The 25,664-nt window shown below is 71.4% G+C and carries 23 protein-coding genes and 1 pseudogene; 12 read left to right on the top strand and 12 right to left on the bottom strand.

Features of this window, described 5'->3' with window-relative positions; translation table 11 throughout:
• Nucleotides 1-28 precede the first annotated feature (28 nt).
• The gene (locus AB0947_RS32830) at nt 29-1,519 is read right to left on the bottom strand and encodes an MFS transporter (RefSeq protein ID WP_366754013.1); all 1,491 of its coding nucleotides are present in this window, start codon (nt 1,517-1,519) and stop codon (nt 29-31) included.
• Here AB0947_RS32830 and AB0947_RS32835 point away from each other — a divergent pair.
• Nucleotides 1,443-2,063, top strand: a complete 621-nt coding sequence (locus tag AB0947_RS32835; protein WP_366754014.1) for a TetR/AcrR family transcriptional regulator — start codon at nt 1,443-1,445, stop codon at nt 2,061-2,063. The two genes, AB0947_RS32830 and AB0947_RS32835, sit on opposite strands and share 77 nt — an antisense overlap.
• A gap of 603 nt (nt 2,064-2,666) precedes the next feature.
• Here AB0947_RS32835 and AB0947_RS32840 read toward each other — a convergent pair.
• Nucleotides 2,667-3,276: pseudogene (locus AB0947_RS32840) on the bottom strand (hypothetical protein); the annotation flags it as partial.
• Nucleotides 3,277-3,489: 213 nt separating this feature from the next.
• On the bottom strand, nt 3,490-4,998 hold the full coding sequence (locus tag AB0947_RS32845; RefSeq protein WP_366754015.1) for an APC family permease: 1,509 nt from the start codon (nt 4,996-4,998) through the stop codon (nt 3,490-3,492).
• Nucleotides 4,999-5,218: 220 nt separating this feature from the next.
• Between AB0947_RS32845 and AB0947_RS32850 the strand changes: the two genes are divergently transcribed.
• The 6 genes from AB0947_RS32850 to AB0947_RS32875 all read left to right on the top strand — a co-directional run bounded on the left by AB0947_RS32850 (nt 5,219) and on the right by AB0947_RS32875 (nt 12,361).
• Nucleotides 5,219-6,232: an SIS domain-containing protein gene (locus AB0947_RS32850; RefSeq protein WP_366754016.1), complete on the top strand. Its 1,014-nt coding sequence runs from the start codon at nt 5,219-5,221 to the stop codon at nt 6,230-6,232.
• Nucleotides 6,233-6,262: 30 nt separating this feature from the next.
• Complete coding sequence (locus AB0947_RS32855; protein ID WP_366754017.1) at nt 6,263-7,060, top strand: PfkB family carbohydrate kinase; 798 nt, start codon at nt 6,263-6,265, stop codon at nt 7,058-7,060.
• A 116-nt stretch (nt 7,061-7,176) separates the two neighbouring features.
• Nucleotides 7,177-7,896, top strand: a complete 720-nt coding sequence (locus AB0947_RS32860; protein WP_366754018.1) for a GntR family transcriptional regulator — start codon at nt 7,177-7,179, stop codon at nt 7,894-7,896.
• A 124-nt stretch (nt 7,897-8,020) separates the two neighbouring features.
• Complete coding sequence (locus tag AB0947_RS32865; RefSeq protein WP_366754019.1) at nt 8,021-8,425, top strand: signal peptidase I; 405 nt, start codon at nt 8,021-8,023, stop codon at nt 8,423-8,425.
• Between the two features lie 538 nt (nt 8,426-8,963).
• The gene (locus tag AB0947_RS32870) at nt 8,964-11,138 is read left to right on the top strand and encodes a discoidin domain-containing protein (RefSeq protein ID WP_366754020.1); all 2,175 of its coding nucleotides are present in this window, start codon (nt 8,964-8,966) and stop codon (nt 11,136-11,138) included.
• A gap of 140 nt (nt 11,139-11,278) precedes the next feature.
• On the top strand, nt 11,279-12,361 hold the full coding sequence (locus tag AB0947_RS32875) for a DUF1996 domain-containing protein (protein WP_366754021.1): 1,083 nt from the start codon (nt 11,279-11,281) through the stop codon (nt 12,359-12,361).
• A 94-nt stretch (nt 12,362-12,455) separates the two neighbouring features.
• Here the strand turns inward: AB0947_RS32875 and AB0947_RS32880 are convergent, their stop codons facing one another.
• Complete coding sequence (locus AB0947_RS32880; protein WP_366754022.1) at nt 12,456-13,496, bottom strand: LacI family DNA-binding transcriptional regulator; 1,041 nt, start codon at nt 13,494-13,496, stop codon at nt 12,456-12,458.
• A 219-nt stretch (nt 13,497-13,715) separates the two neighbouring features.
• Between AB0947_RS32880 and AB0947_RS32885 the strand changes: the two genes are divergently transcribed.
• The 3 genes from AB0947_RS32885 to AB0947_RS32895 all read left to right on the top strand — a co-directional run bounded on the left by AB0947_RS32885 (nt 13,716) and on the right by AB0947_RS32895 (nt 16,081).
• A complete protein-coding gene (locus tag AB0947_RS32885; RefSeq protein ID WP_366754023.1) occupies nt 13,716-14,633 on the top strand; it encodes a hypothetical protein in 918 nt (305 codons plus the stop codon).
• Between the two features lie 487 nt (nt 14,634-15,120).
• Nucleotides 15,121-15,348 (top strand): hypothetical protein, encoded by a 228-nt coding sequence (locus AB0947_RS32890; protein ID WP_366754024.1) that lies wholly within the window; start codon nt 15,121-15,123, stop codon nt 15,346-15,348.
• Between the two features lie 64 nt (nt 15,349-15,412).
• Nucleotides 15,413-16,081 (top strand): hypothetical protein, encoded by a 669-nt coding sequence (locus AB0947_RS32895; protein WP_366754025.1) that lies wholly within the window; start codon nt 15,413-15,415, stop codon nt 16,079-16,081.
• A gap of 346 nt (nt 16,082-16,427) precedes the next feature.
• On the opposite strand, the gene AB0947_RS32900 is transcribed toward AB0947_RS32895, so the two are convergent.
• Nucleotides 16,428-16,598, bottom strand: a complete 171-nt coding sequence (locus tag AB0947_RS32900; RefSeq protein ID WP_225812692.1) for a hydrophobic protein — start codon at nt 16,596-16,598, stop codon at nt 16,428-16,430.
• A 312-nt stretch (nt 16,599-16,910) separates the two neighbouring features.
• On the opposite strand from AB0947_RS32900, the gene AB0947_RS32905 reads away from it, so the two are divergent.
• Nucleotides 16,911-18,047, top strand: coding sequence for a phospholipase D-like domain-containing protein (locus tag AB0947_RS32905; RefSeq protein WP_366754065.1), 1,137 nt, complete (start codon nt 16,911-16,913; stop codon nt 18,045-18,047).
• Nucleotides 18,048-18,574: 527 nt separating this feature from the next.
• Here the strand turns inward: AB0947_RS32905 and AB0947_RS32910 are convergent.
• The 5 genes from AB0947_RS32910 to AB0947_RS32930 all read right to left on the bottom strand — a co-directional run bounded on the left by AB0947_RS32910 (nt 18,575) and on the right by AB0947_RS32930 (nt 22,566).
• Nucleotides 18,575-19,513 carry a zinc-binding alcohol dehydrogenase family protein gene (locus tag AB0947_RS32910; protein ID WP_366754026.1) on the bottom strand — a complete coding sequence of 313 codons (939 nt, stop codon included), beginning with the start codon at nt 19,511-19,513 and terminating at the stop codon, nt 18,575-18,577.
• A gap of 568 nt (nt 19,514-20,081) precedes the next feature.
• A complete protein-coding gene (locus AB0947_RS32915; RefSeq protein WP_366754027.1) occupies nt 20,082-20,984 on the bottom strand; it encodes a hypothetical protein in 903 nt (300 codons plus the stop codon).
• A gap of 127 nt (nt 20,985-21,111) precedes the next feature.
• A complete protein-coding gene (locus tag AB0947_RS32920) occupies nt 21,112-21,453 on the bottom strand; it encodes a VOC family protein (RefSeq protein ID WP_366754028.1) in 342 nt (113 codons plus the stop codon).
• Between the two features lie 80 nt (nt 21,454-21,533).
• A complete protein-coding gene (locus tag AB0947_RS32925) occupies nt 21,534-21,662 on the bottom strand; it encodes a S24 family peptidase (RefSeq protein ID WP_366754066.1) in 129 nt (42 codons plus the stop codon).
• Nucleotides 21,663-21,783: 121 nt separating this feature from the next.
• Nucleotides 21,784-22,566 carry an alpha/beta hydrolase gene (locus AB0947_RS32930; protein WP_366754029.1) on the bottom strand — a complete coding sequence of 261 codons (783 nt, stop codon included), beginning with the start codon at nt 22,564-22,566 and terminating at the stop codon, nt 21,784-21,786.
• A gap of 111 nt (nt 22,567-22,677) precedes the next feature.
• Here AB0947_RS32930 and AB0947_RS32935 point away from each other — a divergent pair, with 111 nt between their 5' ends.
• Complete coding sequence (locus AB0947_RS32935; protein WP_366754030.1) at nt 22,678-23,505, top strand: helix-turn-helix transcriptional regulator; 828 nt, start codon at nt 22,678-22,680, stop codon at nt 23,503-23,505.
• Nucleotides 23,506-23,575: 70 nt separating this feature from the next.
• On the opposite strand, the gene AB0947_RS32940 is transcribed toward AB0947_RS32935, so the two are convergent.
• Both AB0947_RS32940 and AB0947_RS32945 read right to left on the bottom strand, forming a co-directional pair.
• Nucleotides 23,576-24,577 (bottom strand): BtrH N-terminal domain-containing protein, encoded by a 1,002-nt coding sequence (locus AB0947_RS32940; RefSeq protein ID WP_366754031.1) that lies wholly within the window; start codon nt 24,575-24,577, stop codon nt 23,576-23,578.
• Nucleotides 24,574-25,380 carry a MerR family transcriptional regulator gene (locus tag AB0947_RS32945; protein ID WP_366754032.1) on the bottom strand — a complete coding sequence of 269 codons (807 nt, stop codon included), beginning with the start codon at nt 25,378-25,380 and terminating at the stop codon, nt 24,574-24,576. Before AB0947_RS32945 ends, AB0947_RS32940 begins: the two co-directional genes overlap by 4 nt.
• Between the last annotated feature and the right edge of the window lie 284 nt (nt 25,381-25,664).

A 25,664-nucleotide genomic window follows, 5' to 3' on the forward strand; every position in this document is an offset into this window, starting at 1 on the left:
ACGTTCCCTTCTTGTCCATGGGTCTTGTCTATGGGTCACGAACAGTGGTTCGTTCCGAGGGAGGGGCGGCCCCGTGGCCGGTGGCCGTACCGCGTTCGGGGCTCTCTCCCGGCCGGCCGCGCCCTGGGCCGGGAGGTCCGCCCGGCAGGCAGATCAGGGGGATGGTCCACACGGCCGCTGACACGACGATCGCCGTGCTCGTCCACCCTCCGGCCACGGCTGCGCCCAGCAGTGGTGTGCCGATGACGATGACCAGATTGGCGTGCGCGTTGATCAGCCCGACCGCGCCCGCGGAGCGGTCCGGGCGGCGCTGCTGCGCCGCGGCGAAGACGCCCGCGAAGGGAAGTCCGGAGGCGATGCCGAGCACCACGCACAGCAGCGGTGCCACGGCGGCGGGCTGACCGGCGGTCAGGGCCAGCACGCACAGGCTGCCCGTCAGCAGTGAGCCGACGGTCCAGCGAAGGCCGTGTCCTGGCCGCCTCCGGGCCAGGTACCCCCCCAAGGGGCGGCTGACGATCGTCGTCAGAAGGATCAGTGAGGCGCTGACGGCGGCGAAGGTGCCCGAGACGTGCCAGGTCCGTCGAAGGATCAGCGCCGCCCAGTTGCTCAGGACCACCGATCCGCCGAAGGTGACGGCGTGGACCGCGGCCAGTCGGTACAACTCCCCGTCCCGGAGGAGGGAGTGCCGAGTGCCGGTTCCTTCCGTCGCTTCGCGTGCCCCGTCCGGCACGGCTGCGGGGACGGCGCTGAGGACGGCCACCAGGCCGGCCAGGGCGAGCAGCGCGGACGTCACCCATGTCGAGCGCCACCCCAGTGCGTGGCCTGCGAGCGGTACGACCAGCAGGGCGGCTCCGCCCGCTGCCGCGGCCGCACCGCCGAAGACGCCCTGGCCCACCGCGCCGGTGCCGCTGCCGCGTGCCGCTTCGGCACCCGCGACATAGCACAGGGCAGCGCCGATGCCGGCGATGGCCCGGCAGGTGAAGGCCACACCACCCCATGGGGCGACGGAGGCGACGGCGTACGCGGCCGCCACCATGGCCGCTCCCCACACACCCGCCCGCCGCGCGCCGAACCGGTCCACCGCCATTCCGGACGGCACCTGGGCGGTGGCGTAGGTGATGCTGAACGCCGAGGTGAGGATGCCGACTTGGGGCAGGCTGAGGTGATAGGCGCGAGCGAGCGACGTCACTTCCGCTCCTGCCGCGGTCAGTGACCATCCCGCGGTTCCGCCGAGAAGGCACGCCGCGAGCAACCGGCGTGAGCCCACCGCGCGTAGTCCCCGGATCACCGAATGGGACATGCCACCTCTCACCCAGCCCTCCCGCGAGGAAGGGTCCGCGATATCCGGGCACGTGCGACGCCCTCTCGGGGTGCACGACGCACGAGCGCAGCCGACTGCGACGCGACGTCGCGTCGCAATACTCGCATGCATAATGGCCCCTATGCCAGAGCGTGCAGGGGTCTCCATACAAAAGCGGTCACCGGACGGCGAGGCCGGACCGCGACGGAGGGAGTCCATCCTCTCCGCCACCTTGCAGCAGCTCGCCGAGCAGGGTTACCGCGACCTGACGATGGAGTCCGTCGCCTCGCACGCCGGCGTCCACAAGGCCACGCTGTACCGCTGGTGGGCGTCGAAAGGACACCTGGTGGGCTGGGCCCTGGGCGCCTCGCTGTCCACCGGGCCGATCCCCGACACCGGCAACACCCGTGACGACCTGGTGAGTTGGCTCAAGGTCACCATCGCCAACTACACCTCCACCACGGCAGGCAGGGCCCTTCCCGGGCTCCTGAACGACCTCGCCGACGAACCCGGCACACTGGAGGCGTTCCGGGCCGCCTTCCTCGACCCGCGGCGGGCCAACTGCGCGCAGGTCATCCGCCGCGGCGTCGACCGGGGTGACATCCCCGCCGACACGGACATCGAGCTCTTCATGGACGTCCTGGCCGGCCCCGTCTTCTACCGGCAGCTGATGACGGGAACCCCGCCCCCGCACGACCTCGCGGAACGGATCGTCGACCTGCTGCTGTTCGGCCGGATCCCACGCCGGCTTCCCACGAGCTGACGGCGGGCCGGCGGCGCGCATGCGGCCGCTTCCGGCGCCACGAGGCAGAGCACGCCGGGCAACGCGACGACGACCGCTCCTCCGGTCGGGAAGGTCGGCCGCTCGACCATGACGGCGACCGCGACGGCCGCGGACCGCGCGCACCACGGCTCTCGGCCGGAATTCCAGTTCCGGAGCCGACGGCAGATCACTCCGGCTCGATGACGGGCCACTCCGCAGCGGGCGGCACGCACGGGACGCGCACCGTCCGGGCCGCGGCTTCCTCCATGTCCCTGTCCGGCACGGGGACGAGGCTGGTGACGGCGGTGCTCGCCGCCGGTCCGGCGGGTAGGGGCCCGGCCGCCCAGGGACTCCCGAACCGACGGGCGCCGACGCCCCCTGGAGGACCGGCGGGCCCGGAGTGCGGCGGTCCGGGCAAAGGGGTCGTCGGGGCCCCGGCGCCTGGATGCCACCCCCTCCATGGCACTGGACACGGCGGTCATTCGTCCTGCTCGTGCAGCGGGCGACGCGGGGCGCGGACGGTGGCGGACACGGGAGGGAAAGCCGGCCCCCGGGCTGCCCGGGACCGCCGCCTCCGGGTCCGCCCGCCCACGAAGCGCCTTCGTGGTGGGCGCCCACCATGTACACGGCGCTACCACGGCTGATCCCAGGGGTGGCGTCGACGTACACCCGGCCCTGGAGACCGGACACGCCGCCGTCACGGCCGGGCGGGATCGTCACCGACGGCACATCCGCGACCGGGTTCCGGCCGAGAGCGTCGAAGCGATGTGGACCGTGCCACGGATGCGCCGGCGTACCGGGCCCCGGTAGCCGTCCTGACGGGCCGGCGGCGGGCAAAGGCCGTCCGTCGCGGCGCGGTTGACACCCTCTCCGCCTCGTGAGTGTCCCACCAGCAGCACCCGGGACAGGCCGGCCTGCGGGACCGTGCGCACGATCCGGGGCACCGTGCCGCGGTGGGCCGCCCGGCCGGCCCAGTACGCGAGGTGGAGCCGGTCCGGCGACGAACGGGCCTGCGCCCCGCCGTCCTTCACCGCGGCGTCCTGTCCACACGTCCTTCGGCGTCGTCCGAGCCGGCGGCGTCGAGCCGGCGTCCGGCCGCGCGGACCCGGAGGTCGTTCAGAACCTCACGTGGCACCCGGCCGAGGCCGGGCCGGAACGTGCGGCCGTCGTTCCCGGCCACGGGCCGGCCCCGCAGGCGGTCACCCGCGTAGAACGGCCGCAGGGATGCAGGGGCGTCGACGGGCTCCGGACCGGCCCAACCGTTGATCCCGGCCTCGCCCGCGCGGTGACCGCCGCCGGGGTGCCGCCCGGGTCACGTCGAACGCCGGGACCAGCGGCGATGACGACCCGCGGCTCGAACCCGCCCACGGCACAACGGCCCTCCGGTCCGGCTGCCGCGAACGCGAGCCGCGCCCGCCGGTCGGGGTCAGGTGAGTCCTTCCTCCTCGGTGAGCCGGTGCCCGATCCTCCGTACCAGTGCCGGAGAGAGCAGGACGGCGGCCAGTGCCACCGCTATCCAGGCGCCGGCGGTGATCGGCAGCCAGAAGGCCGCGCCCGTCGGGTAGGGCACGATGTTGCGGTACAGCGTGTAGCCGAGCACGGCCACGGTCGCGGCGGGGATGGCCAGTTCCCGGCGCGGCACCCGCCGGGTCCGCAGCAGCATCCCGGCGGCGCCCACCGTCGCCAGCAGGTACACCACCAGAACGATCAGGGTCCCCACCGTCCCGATCCACGCCCAGGGCAGGGCGACGGGCACGCGGGCCACCCATCCGAAGACCACCACGGACGCCACCATCACGGCGAAGGCCACGCCGACGGCCCCGACCGGTGTGCCGTACCGCAGGGACACCCGGGTGACCACCGTGTCCCTGGTCGTCGCCGCCCTGGACAGGGACAGCAGCATCCGGGAAGCGCCGATCAGGCAGCCGATCGCGCCGCCCAGCGCCGAGACCGTGGTCCCGACCGTGACGATGTCACCGACCCAGGAGGACAGGTAGGCCCCGCCCAGATCACCGTAGAGCGAACCGCTGGCGTGGAGACGGGCCAGATCCGAGGCGCGGGTGCCGAAACCCATGACCTCCACGGCGCTGGTGACGATGTAGAAGACACCGCCGATCAGTACGGTCCCGATGACGGCCCGGGGGATGGTGCGGCGGGGCTCGCGGGCTTCCTCCCCGAGGGTGGCCGCGCTCTCGAAGCCCGCGAAGGCCAGGAAGCCGAACACGGCGCCGAGGAAGAGCGCCGAACTGCCGGTGCCCTCGGCGGGCCGGAAGACGGACAGGGTGAACTCCTGGCCCTGCGGGCCGTGCGCGGTGCTGATCCGGTAGACGACCACCGCGCTGATCAGCAGGATGAGTACGACGGTGGCTCCCTCTATCCACAGCAGCAGGTCGGCGCCGCGTCGGGCCGGGAACACCGTGATCACCGCCGCGGCCAGCAGGACGAGCAGGGCGATCAGGTGGGGCAGCCAGTTCGGGGGGTCGGACAGGAGGCCGAGCGACTCGATCAGCGAGGTCGAGAAGATGGCGGCCGAGTAGGCGCTGCTCATGCCGAACAGCAGATAGGTGCCGAGCAGGCACCAGCCGGCGACGGTGCCCGCGCGGGCGCCCAGGGTGGCGCCGACGAAGCCGAACACCGATCCGGACGTGTTGAAGTGCTGGCTGAGCCGCACGAAGCTGTACGACAGCAGGAGCACGCCCACCGTGGCGATGGCGATCGCCAGTGGAATCGCCCGGCCGACGGCGGGCTCGGCGCCCTGCGGGTTGATGTTGGCGGACAGGGTCGGGCCCATGACGCCGATCGATACGCCGAGCACCTGCCACAGACTGAGGTTGCGGCGTAGCCCGGCGGGCGCGTCGCCGCTTCCGCCTCCGTCGCGCGCACGCTGCTTCTCCCCGCCGGCTCGGACGGTTCCCGATGTGTGGTCGACGGGCATGAGCGCCCTCCCGGTTCGGTTATCGCACTGTTCACGGAAAACTTGTCAGACAGGATTTGCGGAAGTCTGACGTGGGTGCAGGCCACTGTCACGGAGGTGAACGACGAGTGTCAAGAGTTTCCAGGCGCCTTGACAGACTCAACTTGTCTGACTTCAATTCGTACTTGTCAGACAACAAATCGGCCTCATGGCCGTCCGACCACCGGAGATGAAGGCGTCAATGCTGAACTTCGACACGGACCGTTTCCTGCGCATCCAGTCCGGCGCGATCGACCTGGCCGACGGGCTGCGGGACGCGGTCGCCCGGTGCCTGCGCGAGGGTGCGCGGAACCTCTTCTTCGTGGGTTCCGGCGGAGCCGGCATCCTGATGCTGCCTGCCGCCCGGCTGCTCCAGACCCGCTCGGCCTTCCCGGTGCACGTCGAGGCCCCGGCGGAGCTGGTGGCGGGCGGCTCGGTGCACCTGGGCCCGCACTCGGTGGTGGTCATCCCGTCCCTGTCCGGCACCACGGCGGAGAGCGTCGAGGCGCTCGGGTACTGCAAGAGCCGGGGCGCCACCGTCATCACGCTCACCGGGCACGCGGACACCCCGCTCGCCGAAGGCGCGGACCACTCCTTCGTGAACTTCGCTGAGGACGACACCTCCTGCGAGTCGTTCTACCTGCAGTCCCTGATCCTCGCCCTGGCGCTGATGCAGGAGCGCGGCGAGATCACCGACTACGACGAGGTGGTGGCCGACCTGAAGCTGCTGCCGAAGCTCCTGGTGGACGTCAAGCAGGGCTTCGAGGAGCAGGCGGAGCGGTTCGCCGCGCGGATCCAGGACGAGCCGTACCACATCATCACCGGGGCGGGCTCCACCTGGGCGGAGGCCTTCTACTACGGCATGTGCATCCTGGAGGAGATGCAGTGGATCCGTACCCGCCCGGTGCACGCGGCCGACTTCTTCCACGGCACCCTCGAACTGGTCGAGAAGGACGTCAGCGTCATCACCTTCAAGGGCGAGGACGACGGCCGCGCGCTGGTCGAGCGGGTCGAGGCCTTCGCCCCCCGCTACACCGACAAGCTCTCCGTCTTCGACACCGCCGCCTTCGAACTGCCCGGCGTCGGCGCCCGCACCCGGTCGCTGATCTCCCCGGTGCTGCTGGCCACGGCGTTCGAGCGGGTCAGCGCACACTTGGAAGTCAAGCGGGACCACCCGCTGACCACGCGCCGCTACTACAAGCGCGTGTCCTACTGACACCGGCGTCCGCCACGAGAGGAGAGCCCGTTGCTGTTCGCCACGGTCGGGGACAACACCATCGACGAGTACGTCGGTACCCTCAGCAGGAGCTATGTGGGCGGAAACGCCCTGAACGTCGCGGTCGACCTGGCCCGCGCGGGCAACGCCTGCCGTTACTCCGGCGCCGTCGGCCCCGACCGGGCGGGTGCCCGCGTCCGGGCGGCCCTCACCACCCACGGCGTGCGCACCGACGGACTCGTGGTGCTGCCCGGCCACACCTCGGTCTCCCGGATACGGGTGGACGCCACCGGCGACCGGTCCTTCGAGTACGAGGACTTCGCCGTCTGCGCCCAGTACCGGCCGGACGAAGCCGAACTGGAGCGGCTCGGCCGGTGCGGCGCCGTGCACATCGGCATGCTGCCGGCCGAGTCCGCCGCACTGGTCCGCCGGACGCTCGCCGGCCGGGGCGTGCTCCTCAGCCAGGACTGCGCGGTCACCGAGGGGTTCGACGGACTCGGCATCGCCTTCTGCTCCGCCGGCGAGGACGTGTCCCACGCCCGCCTGCTGGCCGGTCAGGCGGTCGCCGGCGGGGCGGCACTGGCGATCGTCACCTGCGGTGCGGCCGGCAGCATCGGCCACGACGGGCGCTCCTGGTGGCAGGTGCCGGCCCTGCCGACCGACGTCGTGGACACCACAGGCGCGGGGGACAGTTACATCGCCGGTTCCCTCGCGGCGCGGACCGCCGGAGCGGACGTCGCACAGTCGATGCGGGCGGGCTCCCGCACCGCCGCCGAGACCTGCGCCCACGAGGGAGCCTGGCCGCAGGAAACCGTTCCGGCCGGGTGAACGGCCCCGGTGCACGGGGGCGTCCGCCGTACGCTCCCGCCGCACGGCGCTCGTCATAGACTGTGCGGTGCCTTTAGTCCGCAGCCGGATCCGCTCCGCCCGACAGGAAGCCCCACATGCCCGCAAAACGCCCCATGTCGGCCCAAGTGCGCGACCGGCTGGTGGAGTTGTTCCGGTCCCGTGGGCTGGTCCCCGGCGACCAGTTGCCCAGCGAGGCGGAGATCGCGGAACTGTGCGGGGTCGGCCGGTCCACCGCCCGGGAGGCGCTCAAGCTGCTGGAGCAGGAGGGCATGGTGGTCGCCGAGCGCGGCCGCGGACGGTTCATGTCCCCCCTCGGTGCGCTCAAGGTGGAACGTCCCATCACCCGCTTCGAGTCGATCAGCAGCATGCTGGAGGCCCTGGGCTACCAGGCGCACACCGTCGTGCTCTCCGTCGCGGAGCAGGCCCCGGGCGAGGTCGCCCGCGAGGCGCTGGGCCTCGCGGACGACGACACGGTGATCCGGCTGGAACGGCTGCGGTCCGACGGTGACGACCCGCTCGTCTACAGCGTGGCCAGCATCGTCAGAGACGCGATTCCGGGGCCTGTACGGCACTTCGACTGGAGCGGGTCGCTGAGCGACATGCTCGCCGCCCACGGCCATCCACCGGTGTCCTCCGCCGCCCGGCTGAGCGCGGTGGAACTGCCCGAGGACGTGCAACGGCGGTACTCCCTGGGCGGCCTCGGGCCCTGGCTGCTGATCTCGGAGACGGTGATCACGCCCGCGGGGCGGCCGGTGCTGTACGCGGAGGACTACCACCGGGGCGACGCCTTCGCCTTCAACGTGCTGCGCCGCTGAACCGGTCCTCCCCTCCGGTGGGAGGGCGTACGGGGCACGTGTCCGGTTCTCGGTGACGCAGACGTACCGGCAGTCCGGTTGCTGCCGTGAGTGCCGACGCGGCTCGCTGCTACCTTCGGGAGCCATGACCGACAGGGTGTACGTGGGCAACGCCGGGAGGGACGCGGCGCTGGACCGGGGGTGGCTGCTGGGACACTTCAAGGACGCCTCCGATCCACGTCACAGCGACGACGTGGAGATCAAATGGGGCGTCCACGCCCAGGGCGATGAGCGGGCCCAGTGGGTGACCGGCGAAGAGCGCACCGCACTGTTGGTCCTCATCAGCGGGCGCTTCCGGGTGGAACTGCCCGGGCGCAGTGTCGTCCTGGCCGAGCAGGGGGACTACGTCGTGTGGGGCCGGGGCGTGGATCACTCCTGGTTCGCGGAGGAGGAGTCCGTGGTTCTGACAGTCCGCTGGCCCTCTGTCCCCGGCTACAAGGTGACCGCTGAGGAGGACTCTTCGTCGGCGGCCCGGCTCAGCAAGGTCTAACTGACCGGCACCCGCCCCTGCACCCAATCGAGGTCGGTCGCCGACCGTTGTCGGTCTATGACGCTCTCGGCCGGCTGCCGGGAGGCGGACCCCGACTCGACGACCGCGTGGGCGAAGTCCGCCGTGGCGTAGCCCGCTCGACTCCCACTTAAGTAAAGCTGAAAGAAAAGGCGCCCGACTCCTTGACCCGGGGATGACTGCCGGGCATGGTCGGGAGAGCGCTCTCCCGCACTCCCGTTCCGAGCCCCCTTCTCTCAACTCCGCTTCTTGAGGAGACGACTTCGTGCCCGGTCTCGGTACCAGCGTGGTGAACCCATTCGGTCCGCCTCACCCCGTACACGGGCCGGCAACGACTCCCCTCCGGGCCGGACCAGCCTGCCCCCCACCGCGGCCCGGAGGGGACCGCAGCCCCCGCACGACCCGCACGGGGAAGGCCCCCTCCGCCGGAGCGCGGCCGGCGCATGCCCGCACCGCCGCGGACCGGCCCCCTCCGGCACCACGTCCTGTCCTCCGCGACCCGACCCGTCAGGAGCACCCGTTGTCCAGACCGGCTACCACCACCCCCCACCGTCGCCGTGCGACCGTGCCCTTCGTCGCCCTCGGCGCCCTCCTCGCCTCCTCGTTCACCGTGGCGCTCGCCCCTGGCGCGCACGCGGCCGACGCCCTCCTGTCCCAGGGCAGGCCCGCCACCGCCTCCTCACAGGAGGGCGACGGCTACGCGGCGGCCGCCGCCGTGGACGGCGACCTCACCGGGACCCGGTGGGCCAGCCAGTGGAGCGACCAGCAGTGGTTCCAGGTCGACCTGGGCCAGGTGTCGGACCTCAGCCGTGTGGTGCTGACCTGGGAGTCGGCCTACGGCAAGGACTACGAGATCCAGGCGTCCGACAACGGCGCCGACTGGCGCACCCTGAAGAAGGTGACCGGCGGCGACGGCGGCACCGACGACCTCGCCGTGTCCGGGAGCGGCCGCTACGTCCGGATGCAGGGCCTGGCCCGGTCCGGCGGGTACGGGTACTCGCTCTGGGAGTTCCAGGTCTACGGCTCCGCCGGCGGCACCGCACCGCCCCCCGCCCCGGGCGCCGTGAAGGTCGAGGGCGGCCAGGGCAACTGGCGCCTCACCGTGGGCGGCCAGCCGTACACCGTCAAGGGAGTCACCTGGGGCCCGGCGGTCTCCGACGCGCCCAAGTACCTGCCGGACGTCAGGGCCATGGGCGCCAACACGATCCGCACCTGGGGCACCGACGGTTCGAGCAAGGCCCTGCTGGACGCCGCGGCGTCCAACGGGATCCGCGTGATCAACGGCTTCTGGCTCCAGCCCGGCGGCGGACCGGGCGCCGGGGGCTGCGTCGACTACGTGACCGACACCACGTACAAGAACAACATGCTCACCGAGTTCGCCAAGTGGGTGGACGCCTACAAGAGCCACCCGGCGACGCTGATGTGGAACGTCGGCAACGAGTCGGTCCTCGGTCTCCAGAACTGCTACAGCGGCACCCAACTGGAGGCCCAGCGCAACGCCTACACCAGCTTCGTCAACGACGTCGCCAAGAAGATCCACGGCATCGACCCCGACCACCCGGTCACCTCCACCGACGCGTGGACCGGCGCCTGGCCGTACTACAAGCGCAACGCACCCGACCTCGATCTGTACGCGATGAACTCGTACAGCAACGTGTGCAAGGTCCGCCAGGACTGGATCGACGGGGGGTACACCAAGCCGTACATCATCACCGAGACCGGACCGGCCGGCGAGTGGGAGGTGCCCGACGACGCCAACGGCGTCCCCGACGAGCCGACCGACGTGCAGAAGGCGGACGGGTACACCAGGGCATGGAACTGCGTCACCGGCCACCAGGGCGTGGCCCTGGGCGCCACCCTCTTCCACTACGGCACCGAACACGACTTCGGCGGCGTCTGGTTCAACCTCGTGCCCGACGGGCTGAAGCGACTGTCGTACTACGCCGTCAAGAAGGCGTACACCGGCTCGGCGTCCGTCGGGAACACGCCCCCGGTCATCAGCGGCATGACCGTCTCCCCGGCCTCCTCCGCACCGGCCGGCGGCGACTTCACCGTGCACGCCGACGTCCGTGACCCGGATGGTGACGCGGTCACGTACAAGATCTTCCTCAGCGGCAACTACGCGAACGGGGACAAGCGGCTCGTCGAGGCGCAGTGGCGCTCGACCGGGAACGGGAACTTCACGGTCACCGCGCCGCAGAAGCTCGGCGTGTGGAAGGTCTACGTGCAGGCCGAGGACGGGCACGGCAACGCCGGCATCGAGACCAGGTCCGTCAAGGTCGTCGCCCCGCCGGTGAGCGGCACCGACCTGGCGCTGAACCGGCCCGCGACCGCCTCCTCCTCCCAGCAGTCCTACGGCGACTGCCCCTGCACCCCGGAGCTGGCCGTCGACGGCCGCGCGGACACCCGCTGGGCCAGCGACTGGAGCGACCCGCAGTGGTTCCAGGTGGACCTCGGCTCCTCCAAGGCGCTGCGCAGGCTTCAGCTCGTCTGGGACCCCGCCTACGCCAAGTCCTACGAGGTGCAGGTGTCCGACGACGCGACCACCTGGCGCTCGGTGTACTCCACGACCGCCGGCGACGGTGACGTCGACACCGTCGACGTCTCGGCCACCGGCCGCTACGTGCGCCTCCGGCTGACGGCACGCGGTACGGGCTGGGGCTACTCCCTCCACGAACTGGGGATCTACAGCTGACGGCTGTGTCCCGGACGACCCCGGACGACGGTGACGGCACTCTCCGCGGTGTTCCGCCGCCACCGCACCGGACGCACCACCCGCGTGTCACACACGTGTGCGCGCGGGCCCTCTTCCCACCCCACGGGCAGGAGACCCCCATGAGATCGAGTCCGAAGCGACTCCCCGCACTCCTCCTCGGCACCGCCCTCCTCGCCGGTGTCCTGGGCGTCGGCACCATCACCTCCGCCGCCGGTGACAACCGCGAGGTTCCCGCCGCCGCGGCCGCGCGCACCGGGCACGTGATGGCCGTCTCCACCCAGGCGTCCGGCGACGACCCGGACGGCGACGGCTACATACCGGCCGTGCCGCAGGTCACCGGAGTCACGCCGTCCACGAAGACTCCGCCGCCGCGTTACTTCCACGAGTTCCAGGCCAACTGTTCGGTCACGCACACCGCTCCGGACGACCCCATCGTCTACCCGGGCCAGCCCGGCAAGTCCCACGACCACACCTTCATGGGCAACACCTCGACCGACGCGAGCAGCACCACGGCCTCTCTGTACGGCGGCGCCACCACCTGCAAGGCACCCGCCGACGCCTCGGGGTACTGGATGCCCTCGTTGTACAAGGGCGACCAGAAGATCCTGCCCGTCGGGCCCCAGACGATCTACTACAAGGCCGGCGTCACCGACTACACCAGTGTGCGGCCCTTCCCCAAGGGCCTGCGGTTCGTGGTGGGCGATCCGATGCAGAGCGCCGACCAGTTCCGCCACCACCGCGGCTTCGTCGAGGGCTGGGAGTGCGGCGACAGTTACTTCAACACCGACTTCCCCGCGAGCTGCCCGAACCGGGCCGACGTACAGCTCAACATCCGCTTCCAGGCGCCGAGTTGCTGGGACGGGAAGTACCTCGACACACCGGACCACAAGAGCCACATGTCCTACCCGGTGGTCAAGCCCGGGACGAACGACAACATCTGCCCCGACGACCACCCGGTCGCACTGCCGATGATCGAGTTCAAGATGGCCTTCCCGGTCAACGGCGACATGTCGCAGGTTCGCCTCGCGAGCGGGCGCGGCTACTCCTTCCACTACGACTTCTTCAACGCGTGGGAGGAGCGCACGCTCAAGGCCATGGTCGACCACTGCATCGTGGGCGGCCTCCAGTGCGACGCCCGCGGCTACGACCAGACGCACCCGGAGGCGGGTGCGGCCCTGAACGCGGACTACCGGCTGCCCTGACCGCCGGTTCCGCCCCTCGGCCCGGCCGGTCCCGCACACCGCGGGGCCGGCCGGGCCCTCGGTCCGCTCCCGGCCCCCGCCCCGGTCACGCGCGTCACGCGCTCTCCCGCACGACCAGTTCCGGCTCGAAGAGGACACGCGTCGGGCCGGTACCGTTCCGGCGGACGAGTTCGTCGAGGAGGCGGGCCATCTCCGCCGCCATCCGCTCGACCGGCTGGCGAACCGTCGTCAGCGGCGGTGTGCAGGTCCGGGCGACCCCCGAGTCGTCGAAGCCGATCACCGCGACGTCCTCGGGCACCCGCCTGCCCCACTGCCGGAGCAGTTGGCAGACGCCCTGTGCCATGAGGTCGTTGGCGGCGAACACGCCGTCCACGTCCGGTGCTTCGGCGAGCAGCCGCTCCATGGCGGCGATGCCGCTGTCGACGGTGAAGCCGCCCTCGGCCAACGGCACGTGCGGATGGCCGTCACGGGCCAGCGCGTCACGGAAACCCGCGAGCCGCTCCCGGCTCGCCGGCAGGTCCAGCGGGCCGGTCACGGTGGCCGGTCTGCGGCAGCCGCGGGCGAGGAGGTGCTCCGCCGCGAGCCGTCCGCCGTGCCGGTGGTCCAGGTCCACGTAGCTCAGGGGGACCTCGCGTGCCGGGCGGGCGAACAGCACGGTGGGCAGCTTCGCCTCGGCCAGCAGCGCGGGCAGCGGGTCGTCGGCGTGGGTGGAGACGACGAGCGCGCCGTCGGCACGGCCCTGCCGCAGATAGGTCAGCACCTCCTGCCGGTCCTCGGGCGACTCGGCGAACATCAGCACCGGGTACATGGAGCGCGGCCGCAGGAAGCCGACGATCCCTGAGACCACCCTTCCGAAGAAGGGGTCGGCGAAGGCCCGGGCGACGAAGGCGTCCTGGGTCTCCCGCGAGGTGTCCCCGGCGCCGGACACCACGAGCGCCACCGTCTCGGCGCGCCGGGTCACCAGCGACCGGGCGGCCCGGTTGGGGGCGTAACCCGTCCGCTCGATCGCGCGGTGCACCAGCTTCTGGATCGCCGGGTCCACGTTGCGGACACCGTTCACGACCCGGGAGACGGTCGCCCGCGAGACGCCCGCCTCACGGGCGACGTCCTCCAGCGTCGGGGCCTGGTTGGTCATGCCCGCACCTTAACCGCGCGCCGGAAAAACCGAGTAGGGCGCCTTTCCCGGTTCCCTCGGCTCCCTGTCCCCCGTCGGGCGGCGCGTGTCGCACCGGGGACTGTCGTCAGACCCCGGCCAGAGACCGTCCAGTTCCAGGGCTGGTCGAGCCCTCGCAGCAGCGGCTGCGCCGCGGGTCCCGGGAGGACCGCGCGCAGAGGCGTGTGTCAGAGTCTGCGCATGCTCGAGATCGTGGTGAGGACGGAGAACCGGGAGCGGCACGTCCGTGTGTCCGCCGAGGAGCTGGGAGGGCTGGTCCGGCGGATCGGTGGTGACGGTGACCGGTTCCTGGTGGTCCAGCGGATACCCGACCTGCCCGACGTCTTCGCCCAGGTGTGGCACCAGGCCGGTGGTGACTACACGCTGGAGTACCGCGACGGTGCCGCCGACCGGCAGCTCCAGGCCAAGGTTGACGGACCCGAGGCCGTGATCGCGGCGCTTACCGGCTGGGCACGCCAGGAGGCCGGGTGGGAGGGCGGTCTTGCTTGGTCGTCGCTGGACATGGGCCCCGCCCGGGAGGTGCCGCCGCTCGACCTCGGCGAGGACGAGCGCGAGGAGCTGGAGAGGCGCGTTCGTCAGGTGCTGGTCGGCGGCTACGCCTCACGCGCCCAACTGGCCGAGCTGGCCGAGGAGTACCTGGTCACCCAGGACCGCCGGCCCGTCTCACGCGAGCAGGCGCAGTCGCTGGCCGACCGGCTGTGGCTGGAGCGGGTCGCGGAGCAGGCCGGGTGGCAGGGCGAGACGGACCCTGAGCGGCTGACCCGCGCGTTCACCGCCCTCCAGGACGCCGGTATCACGGCGCGCGAGAACTTCACCTGTTGCCGTAACTGTGGCCAGTCCGAGATCGGTGGTGAAGCCCACCCCGACGCCCGTGGTTTCGTCTACTTCCACGCCCAGTGCACGGACTCGGCCGCGGCCGGCCGCGGACTGACGCTCCTGTACGGCGGTTTCGACGGCTCGCCGCAGACCACTGCGGCCATTGGTCACGAGGTCGTGGCCGCGCTCGAAGCGGTCGGTCTCCACGCCGAGTGGGACCATGACCCCGGACGGGCCATCACCGTCACCCCCCTGGACTGGCGCCGCCGCCTGATCGGCTAGGGCCCGACCGTCAGTGAGCGTCCGGGTCCAGTCAGGGCAGCACGGGGACGGGCGGTTCCGGCATTCTGCTGGGGCTGCTTGATCAGGGGGAAAGCCATGGACGGACACGAGCCGAAGCGCGCCGCCCCCCTGTCGGCGGGGCAGCGGCGCACCGCGCGCGGGCCGGCCCGGGCCGGTCACCATGACGCCTGTCGGCCGCAGACGACGTCGCGGCCCCGTACGACGCCGGTCGGACGGCGGGACGTGGCCGCCCTCGGCAAGGGCACCTCGCACGTACCCGTACGTCGTCGGTGACGGGCGATCCGGGGACCGTTGTGCGGGCAGAAGGATGGAGTGACAGCCCGGGCCGGTGCGCTGGGCGACGACCAACGTGATACGGCATCGAGGAGGACGACAGCGGCCGCAACCGTCACCACGCAGACGACCGCCCGCGCGGCCGCCGCCCGCCCCCATCCCCCGGCCCTCGAGCACAGTCAGGAGAGCGCCAGTGACCGACATACCCCAGGGCCGCGACTGGACCCGTATGCAGCGCGCCGACTTCGACGACTCCGCCCCGCTCGACCTCGTCGACGCGGCCGTGTGCCGGCCGGTCCCCGCCGTGCCCGACGAGTGCGGGACACAGGCACTGTTCGGGAAAGAACCGGAGCCCGAGCGTCCCCGCCGCACCCGCACGCCGGCCCCGCCACCCACCGACAGCACCGACACCTTGTTCTGAGCCGGTCTTCCAGTACGGGCCTGAGACGCCGGGCGCAGTGCCGGTGGCTGCCACACTTCCGTCCATGAGCGGCGAGGGATTCGAGTGGATACAGCAAGAACTCACCTCCTGGGGCTTCTACCTGGAGATGGTCAAGGGCGTGGGCGTCGAGGAGCTGGCGGCGATGCGGGGGGCGGATCCCGGCCTCGGCATCATGTCCCCTGAGGTGTTCAACACGGCGCTGGACCGCTCCGGCAACATCCCGGACTGGTCCAGACTGGGCGAGCACGCGGGGTGGGCCTTCGCCCTGTGCGGGGGCGACGACGGCTTCTACATGGACCGCCCTGACCACGTGAAGCACTTGTGGGAGGGCCGCACATGGCTGACCATCATGGACACCACCATGGACCCACCCGTCATCCATGTGACCGTGGACGGGAAGCTGGACTGGAGTTACTTCGACGGCGAGGTGCACCGGGCGGTCAGGGCGGACCATCCCCTCACCCGGCGGATGACCGCCGAGCTCGGGCTCGGCAGCCTCGTCCCGAACCCTGACTCGCCCGGCGAGCCGGAGAAGTGGAGGCTGCACGTCCCGGACATCGGGGGCGTGTACCGGCTGATGGGCGAGCACTACGGGCTGAGCCTTCCCCGGAGGGCGATCGTCGGTGAGGAGCTGGTCGGGGTGTTCACGTCCCCGCGCGTGTACGCCAACGGGGAGCCGAACACCAGGTACGACAACATCCGCCTGCCTTGACCCCGCGTTGTGTCCTGCGGCAGGCGGCAGAAGTCCGACGGGCGGTCAGCGCAGGGCGAATACCGGGCGGCCGGACCAGTGGGCCTCGGTCGATCCGCTCAGGAGGGATGACGACGCGGCCCGCGCGGCGTGCAACGGCCCCGCGGACAGGAGGAGCAGGGTTCCACTGCTGGGTCCGCGGAGCCGGTGCATCACTCACGTACCCAGCGATGCGCCCGATACGCCCGATCCCTCCCAACCACCTTCGCCACGCGCGTTCGTACGCGAGTGGGGCCCGGCCGTATCCGGCCGGGCCCCACTCACCTCTCGTGCGTGGCGCGTACCTCGCGCCGAGCGTGTCCGCCGTCTACCAGCGGTACCAGCGGCCCTTGCGGCCGCCGCCGTCCGCCGTACGGACGACGAAGCCCAGCAGCCACACGACCAGCACGATCACCGCGACCCACCACAGCGCCTTCAGCGCGAAACCCGCGCCGAAAAGGATCAGAGCCAGCAGAAGAACCAGAAGCAGGGGAACCATCGTTATCAACCTCCTGGCCACCAGGTGCCCTTACCTCGCGCTGACATGCACATAAAATGTGGGTTACTTTCACAAAGTACAGGGCATATGCGGGCCGCCCGCCCTGCATGGTTCCCCCCGCCCCGCTCCCCACGCACGCGCGGCCGCCGACATGCGGCAGTACCCGCCGGGCATGTTGCTTCTCGGGCTCCACCAGCGGCCCGCAACGATCCGTCCTCATGGTCGAACGGGAGATACGACGTGACCCCAGGCAGTGGACCGGCAGCCCCGGACCTTCTCACCACGTCTGACGCGGCGGCACGCAAGCAACGGCTGCGCCGCCGTCTGGAACGGCTGATCGGTGTAGCCGCCACCGAAGGCAACGATCTCCTGCCCCTTCGCAACGGCGACGAGATCTTCCCCGCCATGCTCAAGGCGATCAGGTCGGCCCAGTACACGATCGACATGATGACCTTCGTGTACTGGCGTGGTCAGATCGCCCGGGACTTCGCCGTCGCTCTCGCTGATCGCGCGCGGGCGGGAGTGCGCGTCCGTCTGCTGCTGGACGGCTTCGGCGCCAAGGACATCGAGCAGCGGTTGCTGGATCTCATGGATGCGGCCGGTGTGCAGGTGGCCTGGTTCCGCAAGCCCGCCTGGCTGTCGCCGTTCAAGCAGAACCACCGTTGCCACCGCAAGGCTCTCATCGTCGACGAGCAGACCGCCTTCACCGGCGGCGTCGGTATCGCGGAGGAGTGGTGTGGTGACGCCCGCAACCCCGGGGAGTGGCGCGACACCCACGTTCAGGTGCGCGGACCGGCCGTGGACGGCATCGCTGCCGCGTTCGCGCAGAACTGGGCCGAGTGCCACGACCAGCTCTACGACGATCGCGACCGCTTCATCGAGCACGCGCGGGCCGGCGACTCGGTGGTCCAGGTCGTACGCGGCTCGGCCAGCATCGGCTGGCAGGACATGCAGACGCTCATCCGCGTCATGCTCACCTCCGCCGAGGAGCGCTTCCGCCTCGCCACCGCCTACTTCGCCCCCGACACCTACTTCATCGACCTGCTGTGTCAGACCGCCCGCCGAGGGGTGCGCGTGGAGATCCTGCTTCCCGGGCCGCACACCGACCAGCGCGCCTGCCAACTCGCCGGCCAGCACTCCTACACACGTCTACTGGAAGCAGGCGTGCGGGTACGCCAGTACCAGCCGACCATGATGCACGCCAAGATCATCACCGTGGACTCGGTCGCCGCCCTGATCGGATCCACCAATTTCAACCGCCGGTCCATGGACCACGACGAGGAGGTCATGCTCGCCGTCCTGGACGAGACGTTCACCGCCGAACTCGACCGAGACTACGACGCGGACCTGCGGCGCAGTGTCGACATCGACCTCACCCGATGGAGACGGCGGGCCATACTCCAGCGTGCCAAGGAAGCCGCCGTCACTCCGATACGACGCTTCCTGTGACGCCGCACATGCCCCGGCGCGCACGCCGCTGGATCGGGCCCTCCACGACGGGTGTCCGTCCTACGGCTGACGCACGCTCGGGCCGGGCCGGGCCGGGCCGACATGATCCCTGAGACCCGGACGGCATGCCGAGCACCTCGGCTCGGGCCCCGCTCGGTCAGGGCACGCGAGAAGGCCGGGTGCAGGACGGGTGGTACGCAGCGACCGTGTTGCGGTGACGGCGGGGCACCGGCGCGCGTACTGGCGTTCCGGGAGGAGGCCGGGCGGGCGGGCACCGGCGCCGTAGCCGGCGGCACATCGAGCGCTCGGCCGGGCAGCTCGCGCAGCGCATCCGCCGCCGTACAGCGGCGCGGACACCGTCACCCGCAGCCCCCGGCGGAGGCGGCCGGAGCGGGCCCCGGCCGCGAAGGGCCTGCTCGAACGGCGGCATCGTCACCAGGCTGACCGGCGCCTGGATCGCGACCAGATGCTGCTCCGTGGTCCATCGGCATGCCATGGATCGTTTGTCCCGCTCGGTGCCGCCGGCCTCACATCAGCACGGCGAGCGTGCCTCGCCCTCCCCCCTTCCGGCGGGTCTCCACCGCCTCCGCGATCCGCGCGAAGGGCAGGACGGTGGTGCGGAGGGTGAGCCGGCCCTCGGTCAGGTCCCTCAGCAACCGGTCGAACACCTCGGCGGGGACAGCGCGGCGGACCATGTTCATCGGCAGCAGGGCGACGTCCCGGGACATCAGCGTGGGCAGGTCGACACGGAGTGTGGTGCCCGCCACGTACCCGATGAGGACCGCCCGCCCGCCGGGCCGCATGGCGCTCAGGAAGCCGGGGACCGTGTCCCCGCCGACGGTGTCGAGCAGGACGTCGACCTCCCCGTCGATCGCGATGTCTTCTGCGGCCGGGCGGACCAGGACCTCGTGTGCCGTGTCGAGCACAGCGCCGGCCGCACCCTCGTCTCGGACCGCGGCGACGACGTATGCCCCGGCCCGCGCGGCCAACTGGACGCACAGTGAACCGACGGCGCCGGCCGCGCCGGTGACCAGTACCCGCTCCCCCTTCGCGATCCGGCCCACCGCCTTCACTGCGGCCCACGCGGTGGTCATGGGCGAGTAACAGGTGGCGGCGAGCGCGGCGTCCGCTTCCTGGGGGACCGCGCGGGTCGCGCCGACCGGGACCGCGACGCGCTCGCTCCAGGTGCCGTCCCGCTCCAGCCCGACGCCGCCGCCACGGACCAGCACCCGGCGCCCTAGCAGCGCGGCGTCGCCCTCGACGACGGTGCCGACACCGGCGGTACCGGGGGTGAACGGGAGCGCGGGCCGGTGCGTGAAGGTACCGGTCATGACGGTGAGGTCCAGGTGGGTGACGGCGGCGGCCTCCACTTCCACGGTCACCTCGCCTTCCCGGGGCGGCCCGGGGGGCGCGGTCTCCTCAAGGTCGGGTGTGGTGTTCCAGGTGTGCAGACGAGCGGCGAGCATGGTTGCTCCAAGGGTCGGTTCCGTACGAGGTGATGCGGTCCGAGGAGAACACCGCGCCGGCGCCGAACACCCATACCGACGCACACCGAGACTGCCCGCGCCTGCAAGCATCCGGGCGAGGACGCACACCGTTCGCTCGGCCAGGACCAGCCTTTCACCGCCCGGTCCCTGCCTGAACGGTTGGGCCGGAGGGCCGGCGCACGACGACCGGCACGCGGTCCACGCCTCCCAGCGTGTCCAGGAAGCACGTCGAGGACCTCAGTCCCGCGGACTCGTTCTCACGGCCTTCGCGCTGGACAGGTGTGTCCCTTGGCCGGAGCACATGTCCAGACGAAGACCGCTTCCCGTACGGCAGGTACCGAACCGGCTGATCCAGCCGGAGGCGTCATGGACGGCACACGCTGAAGATCAGGTCAGTGACTCGGCCTTGCGCACCTCGTGTTCGTAGCCCGCTCGGTTCTCAGGGATCAGCACGAGCATGGCCCGGAAGAAGCGGTCCGCCGCTTCCCGGAGGCCGGCGGTGAACTCTTCGTTCCGGACCCGGGCAACGCGGTTTCCGTCCCCGGCGTCACACCGGATCAAGAGGTCGGACGCCCCGACCCGCTCCATGGACAGACGGATCGGCTGATCGGGGAACAGCACTTCGGCGCGGCCCGACTTCCTCGTGTCGATGGTCAGGTTGACCAGGTAGGCCCATAGCTGGTCGACGTAGTCCCACATGCTCTGGTCGAGCAACTGCGCGCCGTTGACCGTGAGTTGGAAGGTACTTACGCCGGGTGGTGGTGCCCGTGGCGGTGTCGACGGTCAGCTGGGTCGACGCCTGGGCGTCGGACATGATCCAGCTGAGCTTGCTGCTGGTCTTGTCCACCGCGGTGCGCATCGCCACGGTCGAGCTGCCGTCGCTGTAGTAGCGGGTGGCCTTCGCGGTGGCGCCGGGTGCCTTGTGGACCTCCTGGCCCGCGAGGTACAGGACGTTCTCGGCCGAGGACCTGCGGACAAGCAGGTTGCCGACGCCGTCGTAGACGTATCCGGTCGTGGCGGCTCCGCTGGTCGCGGTGACCTGGCTCAGTTCGTTCCAGACGAAGTCGGACGTGCGACCACCGACGGTGCGCCTCTTCAGCTGCCCGGCGTCGTCGTACTCGTAACTGTCCGTGCCGGTGGGGGTCTTCACCGAGGCCACGGCGTGCGGGTGGGCGGCGCCTGCGGTGTACGCCGACTGGTCGGCGGAGTAGCCGGGGTAGACGTAGTCGTTGACCTGGGCGCCGGTGGCGGTGGTGTTGGTGACCTTCTGCAGGTTGCCGATGCCGTCGTAGGTGTAGTCGAGCTGGTAGGGCTCGTTGCCGGTGGCCAGGTCGGGTGCGAAGGGTCCGGAGCAGCCGGTCGTGGCCGCGGTCGTCCAGGCCCGGGACGGCTTCGCGCTTACGGTTGCGGCAGCGCGTCCGGTTCCGCAGGCGAGGTGGGTGTCGAGCAAGCCGAGGTGAGGCCGTCCAGGCCGTATCGGCCGAAGGCGTGGACGACCGTGCGGGCCGTCCGCTATGAGGCGTCCGTGCCGGGCGCAGTCATCGAGGAATGGCTGTGACCAGCACGGTGGCCATGACTCAGTGGACGCAGAACTCGTTGCCGGCCGGGTCCTGCAGCACCGTCCAGGTGAGGCCCGGAACGCTGTGCTCGCCGACGACACTCGCACCCAGAGCGACCAGCCGCTTCACCTCCTCCGCCATGTCCGTGCCGGGCGCGGCGGAGAAGTCGACGTGGACACGGTTCTTGCCCCGCCGCTCTTCGGCCACACGCTGGAAGCCCAGTGCCAGAGGCCGCGCTCTGACGATGACGAAGTCGCCGTGGTCCTGGGCCATCTCGCCTCCCAACGCAGTGGCCCACCACTGGGCCAGCTCCTGCGGTTCCGCACAATCCACCGTGATCATCACTGCTGACAGACTCATGATCGTCACCTTAACCACGACCACCGACAATCATCGGCGCCAGCCGTTCGCAGAGCTGTAGCCGGGTTGCGGGGCAGGAGTCACACCCGCCCGTGCTGGCGGCGCAGCACCTTGACGGTGGCCTCGTCCTCCACGAGCGCGGCGACGATGTCGCCGTGGTCGGCGGCGCCGTCCCGCCGGCGCACGGTCACGGTGCCGCCGTTCCGGATCGCCGCGTCGAGACGCCGGCACCGGCCTCGACGCCGACGAACGCGAAGCCCTCCTGGAGCAGAACACCCCCCGCCCGCGCTTGGGACCCGGGCGCTCGCGACAACCTGCGGGCGGTCGGTGTCACGGTCGGGCCGGCGGCGCGAACGCGGTGAGGGCGTCGACGAGGTCGGCCGGGGCTTCCAGCGGGATCAGGTGACCGGTGCGGGGGATCACGACGAAGTCGGCCTGGGAGAGGTAGGGCACCAGGTTGTCGCGGAGCACGCCGACCGGCTCCACCCGGTCGTGTTCTCCGGCGACGACGAGAGCCGGCACACCGACCATGCGCGTGTGCTTGGTGATGTCCTGCGCGATGCCGCGCAGCGGCCACTCGGTGCGGGCGGCGTCGGTGGCGGTCCGCGAATCGGTCACGATCCGCGCCTTGACCGGAGCGGGCAGCTCGGTCGCGGTCAGGACGTGATCCCGTGCCCCGGCCACGGACTCGTCGGAGTCGTAGGCGTGCGACAGGGCTTCCTGGTACTCGGGAGTGACCTGTGGGGCGGGCTTCGCCGGGCCGGAGCCGACGAGAACGACGCCGCGCAGCCCGGCGGGCCGGGTGGCCGCGACCAGCTGTGCGACCTTGCCTCCCATCGAATGCCCCACCAGGACGTAGTCGGTGACCCCCGCGTCTTCGATCACGGCCAGCGTGTCGTCGGCGAGCTGACCGAGCGTGTAGGGACCGGGCAGAGCGCTCGACCGGCTCCATCCGCGGAAGTCGACCGTGACCACGTCACGGCCGGCCAGGCGGTCGACGACGAGGTCCCAGGTGCGGGCCGAACCACCCCAGTAGTGCAGGAGGACCAGAGTCGGCCCGGTCCCCGGCCGATGGTCGTAAGCGGGCAGAGGCATCTGCTGCGTCGTGTTCACGAAGGCTCTTCCGGTCGATGCTTCGGGCGATTTCCCCGTGTGTTCATTGAAGCTTCCGCACCCGGGCGGGGCATCGGCCTGACTGGTCGCCCGATGGTGAAAACTGGACACGTGAGCGTGATCCGGCAGATGACCTACCAGCCCGCGGTTCGCCGCGCCGCCTCGGTCGAGACGATGACGTTCGGCCGCCTCCGCGAGCTGAACGACGGCGGCACGCAGCGCGCCGACTTCCACGTCCTCGGCGTCATCGACGCCGGACCCGGCGCGGTCACGGTCGATTTCCGCCGCCACCCGCTCCGGGACCGGTCCGCGGTGTGGATTCCGCCCGGCGCGGTGCACCGGTGGGACGACATCGCCGAAGTGGCAGGGCACCTCGTGCTGTTCGTGCCGACCGCGCCGGTCACCCACGCCACCCGGGAACTCGTCGCCTCCCCGGACCCGGCCGCGCACTGGGACATCCCCGACGCCGACTGGCCCTTCGTCGACACGGCGCGCAGCCATCTCCTCCTCGAAGCCTCCGCGCCACCCGGTGACTCCTCGACGGAGCTGCCCGGAATCCTGCTCTCCGCGCTCATCACCCGGCTGCGCCCCCCGCACGCCGAAGCACGGTTGACGCATCCGGTGTTCCGGTCGTTCCGCGCCGGCGTCGAAGCGCACTTCCGGCAACACCACGACGCCGGTTACTACGCCCGGACGCTGGGATACTCGCCCCGCACCCTCTCACGAGCGGTGCAGCAGGCCACCGGCCGCACCGCGAAGGCGTACATCGTCGAACGGATCACCCTGGAAGCCAAACGGCTCCTCGCGCACGACCGTCTCACCGCCGCCCGCTGTGCCGATGTGCTCGGCTTCGCCGACGCATCCAACTTCTCGGTGTTCTTCCAGAAGGCCACGGGCGAACGCCCGGGCGCGTGGCAGGCGACGGTGGCCGCCGAGTGAGGAGGTGCCAGGAGAAGAACACGCAACCTCTGTGATCACGCGGGAGGAGATCGTCTTCCGGAGGGCCGGCTCACACCGGGGCTTCACTGCTCAGGCGGTTCAGCGCCCGCATGGCCTCGCGTTCGATCCGGGCGATGTCGCCGAGGGCCCAGCCTGCCTGGTCGAGGCACCGCGCATCGCCCGTCTCACCGGCCTTCGCGATCAGTGCCGCCGTGTGCGTCCACAGGCCGGCCGCCTCGGTGTACAGCGTGTGGCCGGTGCGCAGGTGACGGCTGTCGAGCAACCCGGTGCACTCGGCGAGGAAGTCGCGGTAGAGGTTGCGGAACAGGGCGCCACCGGTGCCCGCCTTCTCCATCAGCAGGGCGGCCTGGGGCAGGTCCCGCTGCGGGTCGTCGGTGCGCTGGAGCCAGGTGCGCACCAGCCGGCCGGCCTTCTCGATGCCGCGGTGGCCGACGTTGGCGATGGGCGGATGCAGGAACGCGTCGGCGCAGGCGGTGATGGCCGGGACGATCTGTCCGTGCGGGGCGGGCAGGTCCCGTGGCACGGTCAGGGTGAAGGATCGGTGCCTGGCGGTCATCGGGCCCCGCGCCGCCCTGGCCCGTGCGAGAGCGGCCAGGCCGACGGAGACCGCCCCGCCCTGCTGGTCGGTGTCCACCAGGTGGGCCCTGTGGTCGTCGTAGCCGTACATGGCGACGACGTGGCCGCCGAAGTGGACCTTCGGACCGAAGTAGTCCAGGTGGTAGCTGTCGAGCTGGAGTCCCACGGGCCGGCCGGCGTCGAGGGCGGCCGTCACGTGTGCCCATGCCTTGCGCGGGGAGGTGGTCTCCTGGACCAGGAGGTCCAGTCCGAGCCTGCCGGCCAGGTTCCTGGTGAGGTCGAAGGGCTTGACCCGTCCCCCGAGGAAGGGGAAGTCCGTGTTCCTGCCGTCCCAGTAGAGGAAGGACAGGGCGGAGCCGAGCCCGAACAGCATGGGCTCCGACAGGTCGAGGCCCTCGTGCTTGAGCAGCACGCCCAGGGCCGTCGTCTCGCAGTGCCGCATGCCGCGCGCGTCGATGCCCGTCACCGTGGTCATGCCGCGCTCTCCTCGACGGGGACGATCAGCCGGGTCGTCAGCTCTCCTGGCGGCGCCTGCGCCGGTCCGACGAGGTAGGCCTCGCGTACGGGTGCCAGCGGGCGCAGGCCGCGCTCGTGGACGGCGGCGAAGAGCGCGTGGTAGGCGAGGGGCAGTTGGGCGTAGGGCCCGACGTGCACGGTCTCGGCGACGGGGCCGCCGGGCAGCACCTCGCGGCGCAGTCCGGGCACGCCGGCCCCCTGCGGGATCTGTGCCCCGACGCCGATCTCCATCCGCTCCTCCAGGTCGAGCGGGTACAGCCCCCACAGCGGTGGCTGCCCCGCGACCCCCCTCCCGCCGAGCCCGGACAGCAGCCGGCCCATGCCTTCCTCCATCGCGGCGCCGATCCCCGCGGGGGTGCACACCGCGCGCGCCACCGCCAGGTGTCGCTCCGGCTCCCTGCCCAGCGTGACCTCGTAGCCGGGCAGACCGTCCTGCGCCAGCCGCTCCAGCATCTCCAGCCGGGCCCGGTCCCTGCGGATCCGCTCGGCCAGCCGGTCCCGCTCGGCGCCCAGGATCCCCGCCCTGCCCTCGGGCCCGGCAGCCAGTGCCCGCGCGATGACGGCCAGCGGGAGGTCCATCTCCCGCAGCAGGGCGATGGTCAGGGCGTCGCGCGCCTGCTCGGGTGCGTAGTAGCGGTAGCCGGAGCCGGCGCCCACGCGGCGGGGAGCCAGCAGCCCCAGGTCGTCGTAGTGCCGCAGCTGCTTGACGCTGAGGCGGCACAGGCGGGCGAAGCGCCCGATGGTGAGAAGTCCGTCCTGCATGCCGCCATCGTGGACTCTCCCCCCGTGGGAGAGTCCAGCGCCGAGTCGCGTCGGCTGCACGGGCGCGGGAACGGGGACGCCGTCGTCCGAGACGCGGGCACGGGAACGGCGACACCGCCGTCCAAAGCACGGCCACAGAAACTCGTACGTCGAGGAGCCGACGTGCCCGGCACCAGTCCGCTCACCCCGCACACGGCATCCACGCGCGCCACCTGCCCCCGCGCGGTGCGGGACCAACCGGGACACGTCCCGGACAGTCCGGGACGTGTCCCGGACGGCGGGAC

It is taken from the genome of Streptomyces sp. NPDC047841 (assembly GCF_040704085.1).
In the GTDB taxonomy this organism is placed as follows: Bacteria; Actinomycetota; Actinomycetes; order Streptomycetales; family Streptomycetaceae; genus Streptomyces; species Streptomyces argyrophylli.

Bases quoted from the DNA above. Each gene is read 5' to 3' on its own strand.
- AB0947_RS32835 (WP_366754014.1), top strand. From the start codon at position 1,443: ATGCCAGAGCGTGCAGGGGTCTCCATACAAAAGCGGTCACCGGACGGC.
- AB0947_RS32830 (WP_366754013.1), bottom strand. From the start codon at position 1,519: ATGGACTCCCTCCGTCGCGGTCCGGCCTCGCCGTCCGGTGACCGCTTT.
- AB0947_RS32845 (WP_366754015.1), bottom strand. From the start codon at position 4,998: ATGCCCGTCGACCACACATCGGGAACCGTCCGAGCCGGCGGGGAGAAG.
- AB0947_RS32850 (WP_366754016.1), top strand. From the start codon at position 5,219: ATGCTGAACTTCGACACGGACCGTTTCCTGCGCATCCAGTCCGGCGCG.
- AB0947_RS32860 (WP_366754018.1), top strand. From the start codon at position 7,177: ATGCCCGCAAAACGCCCCATGTCGGCCCAAGTGCGCGACCGGCTGGTG.
- AB0947_RS32865 (WP_366754019.1), top strand. From the start codon at position 8,021: ATGACCGACAGGGTGTACGTGGGCAACGCCGGGAGGGACGCGGCGCTG.
- AB0947_RS32875 (WP_366754021.1), top strand. From the start codon at position 11,279: ATGAGATCGAGTCCGAAGCGACTCCCCGCACTCCTCCTCGGCACCGCC.
- AB0947_RS32880 (WP_366754022.1), bottom strand. From the start codon at position 13,496: ATGACCAACCAGGCCCCGACGCTGGAGGACGTCGCCCGTGAGGCGGGC.
- AB0947_RS32885 (WP_366754023.1), top strand. From the start codon at position 13,716: ATGCTCGAGATCGTGGTGAGGACGGAGAACCGGGAGCGGCACGTCCGT.
- AB0947_RS32895 (WP_366754025.1), top strand. From the start codon at position 15,413: ATGAGCGGCGAGGGATTCGAGTGGATACAGCAAGAACTCACCTCCTGG.
- AB0947_RS32900 (WP_225812692.1), bottom strand. From the start codon at position 16,598: ATGGTTCCCCTGCTTCTGGTTCTTCTGCTGGCTCTGATCCTTTTCGGC.
- AB0947_RS32910 (WP_366754026.1), bottom strand. From the start codon at position 19,513: ATGCTCGCCGCTCGTCTGCACACCTGGAACACCACACCCGACCTTGAG.
- AB0947_RS32920 (WP_366754028.1), bottom strand. From the start codon at position 21,453: ATGAGTCTGTCAGCAGTGATGATCACGGTGGATTGTGCGGAACCGCAG.
- AB0947_RS32940 (WP_366754031.1), bottom strand. From the start codon at position 24,577: ATGACCACGGTGACGGGCATCGACGCGCGCGGCATGCGGCACTGCGAG.
- AB0947_RS32945 (WP_366754032.1), bottom strand. From the start codon at position 25,380: ATGCAGGACGGACTTCTCACCATCGGGCGCTTCGCCCGCCTGTGCCGC.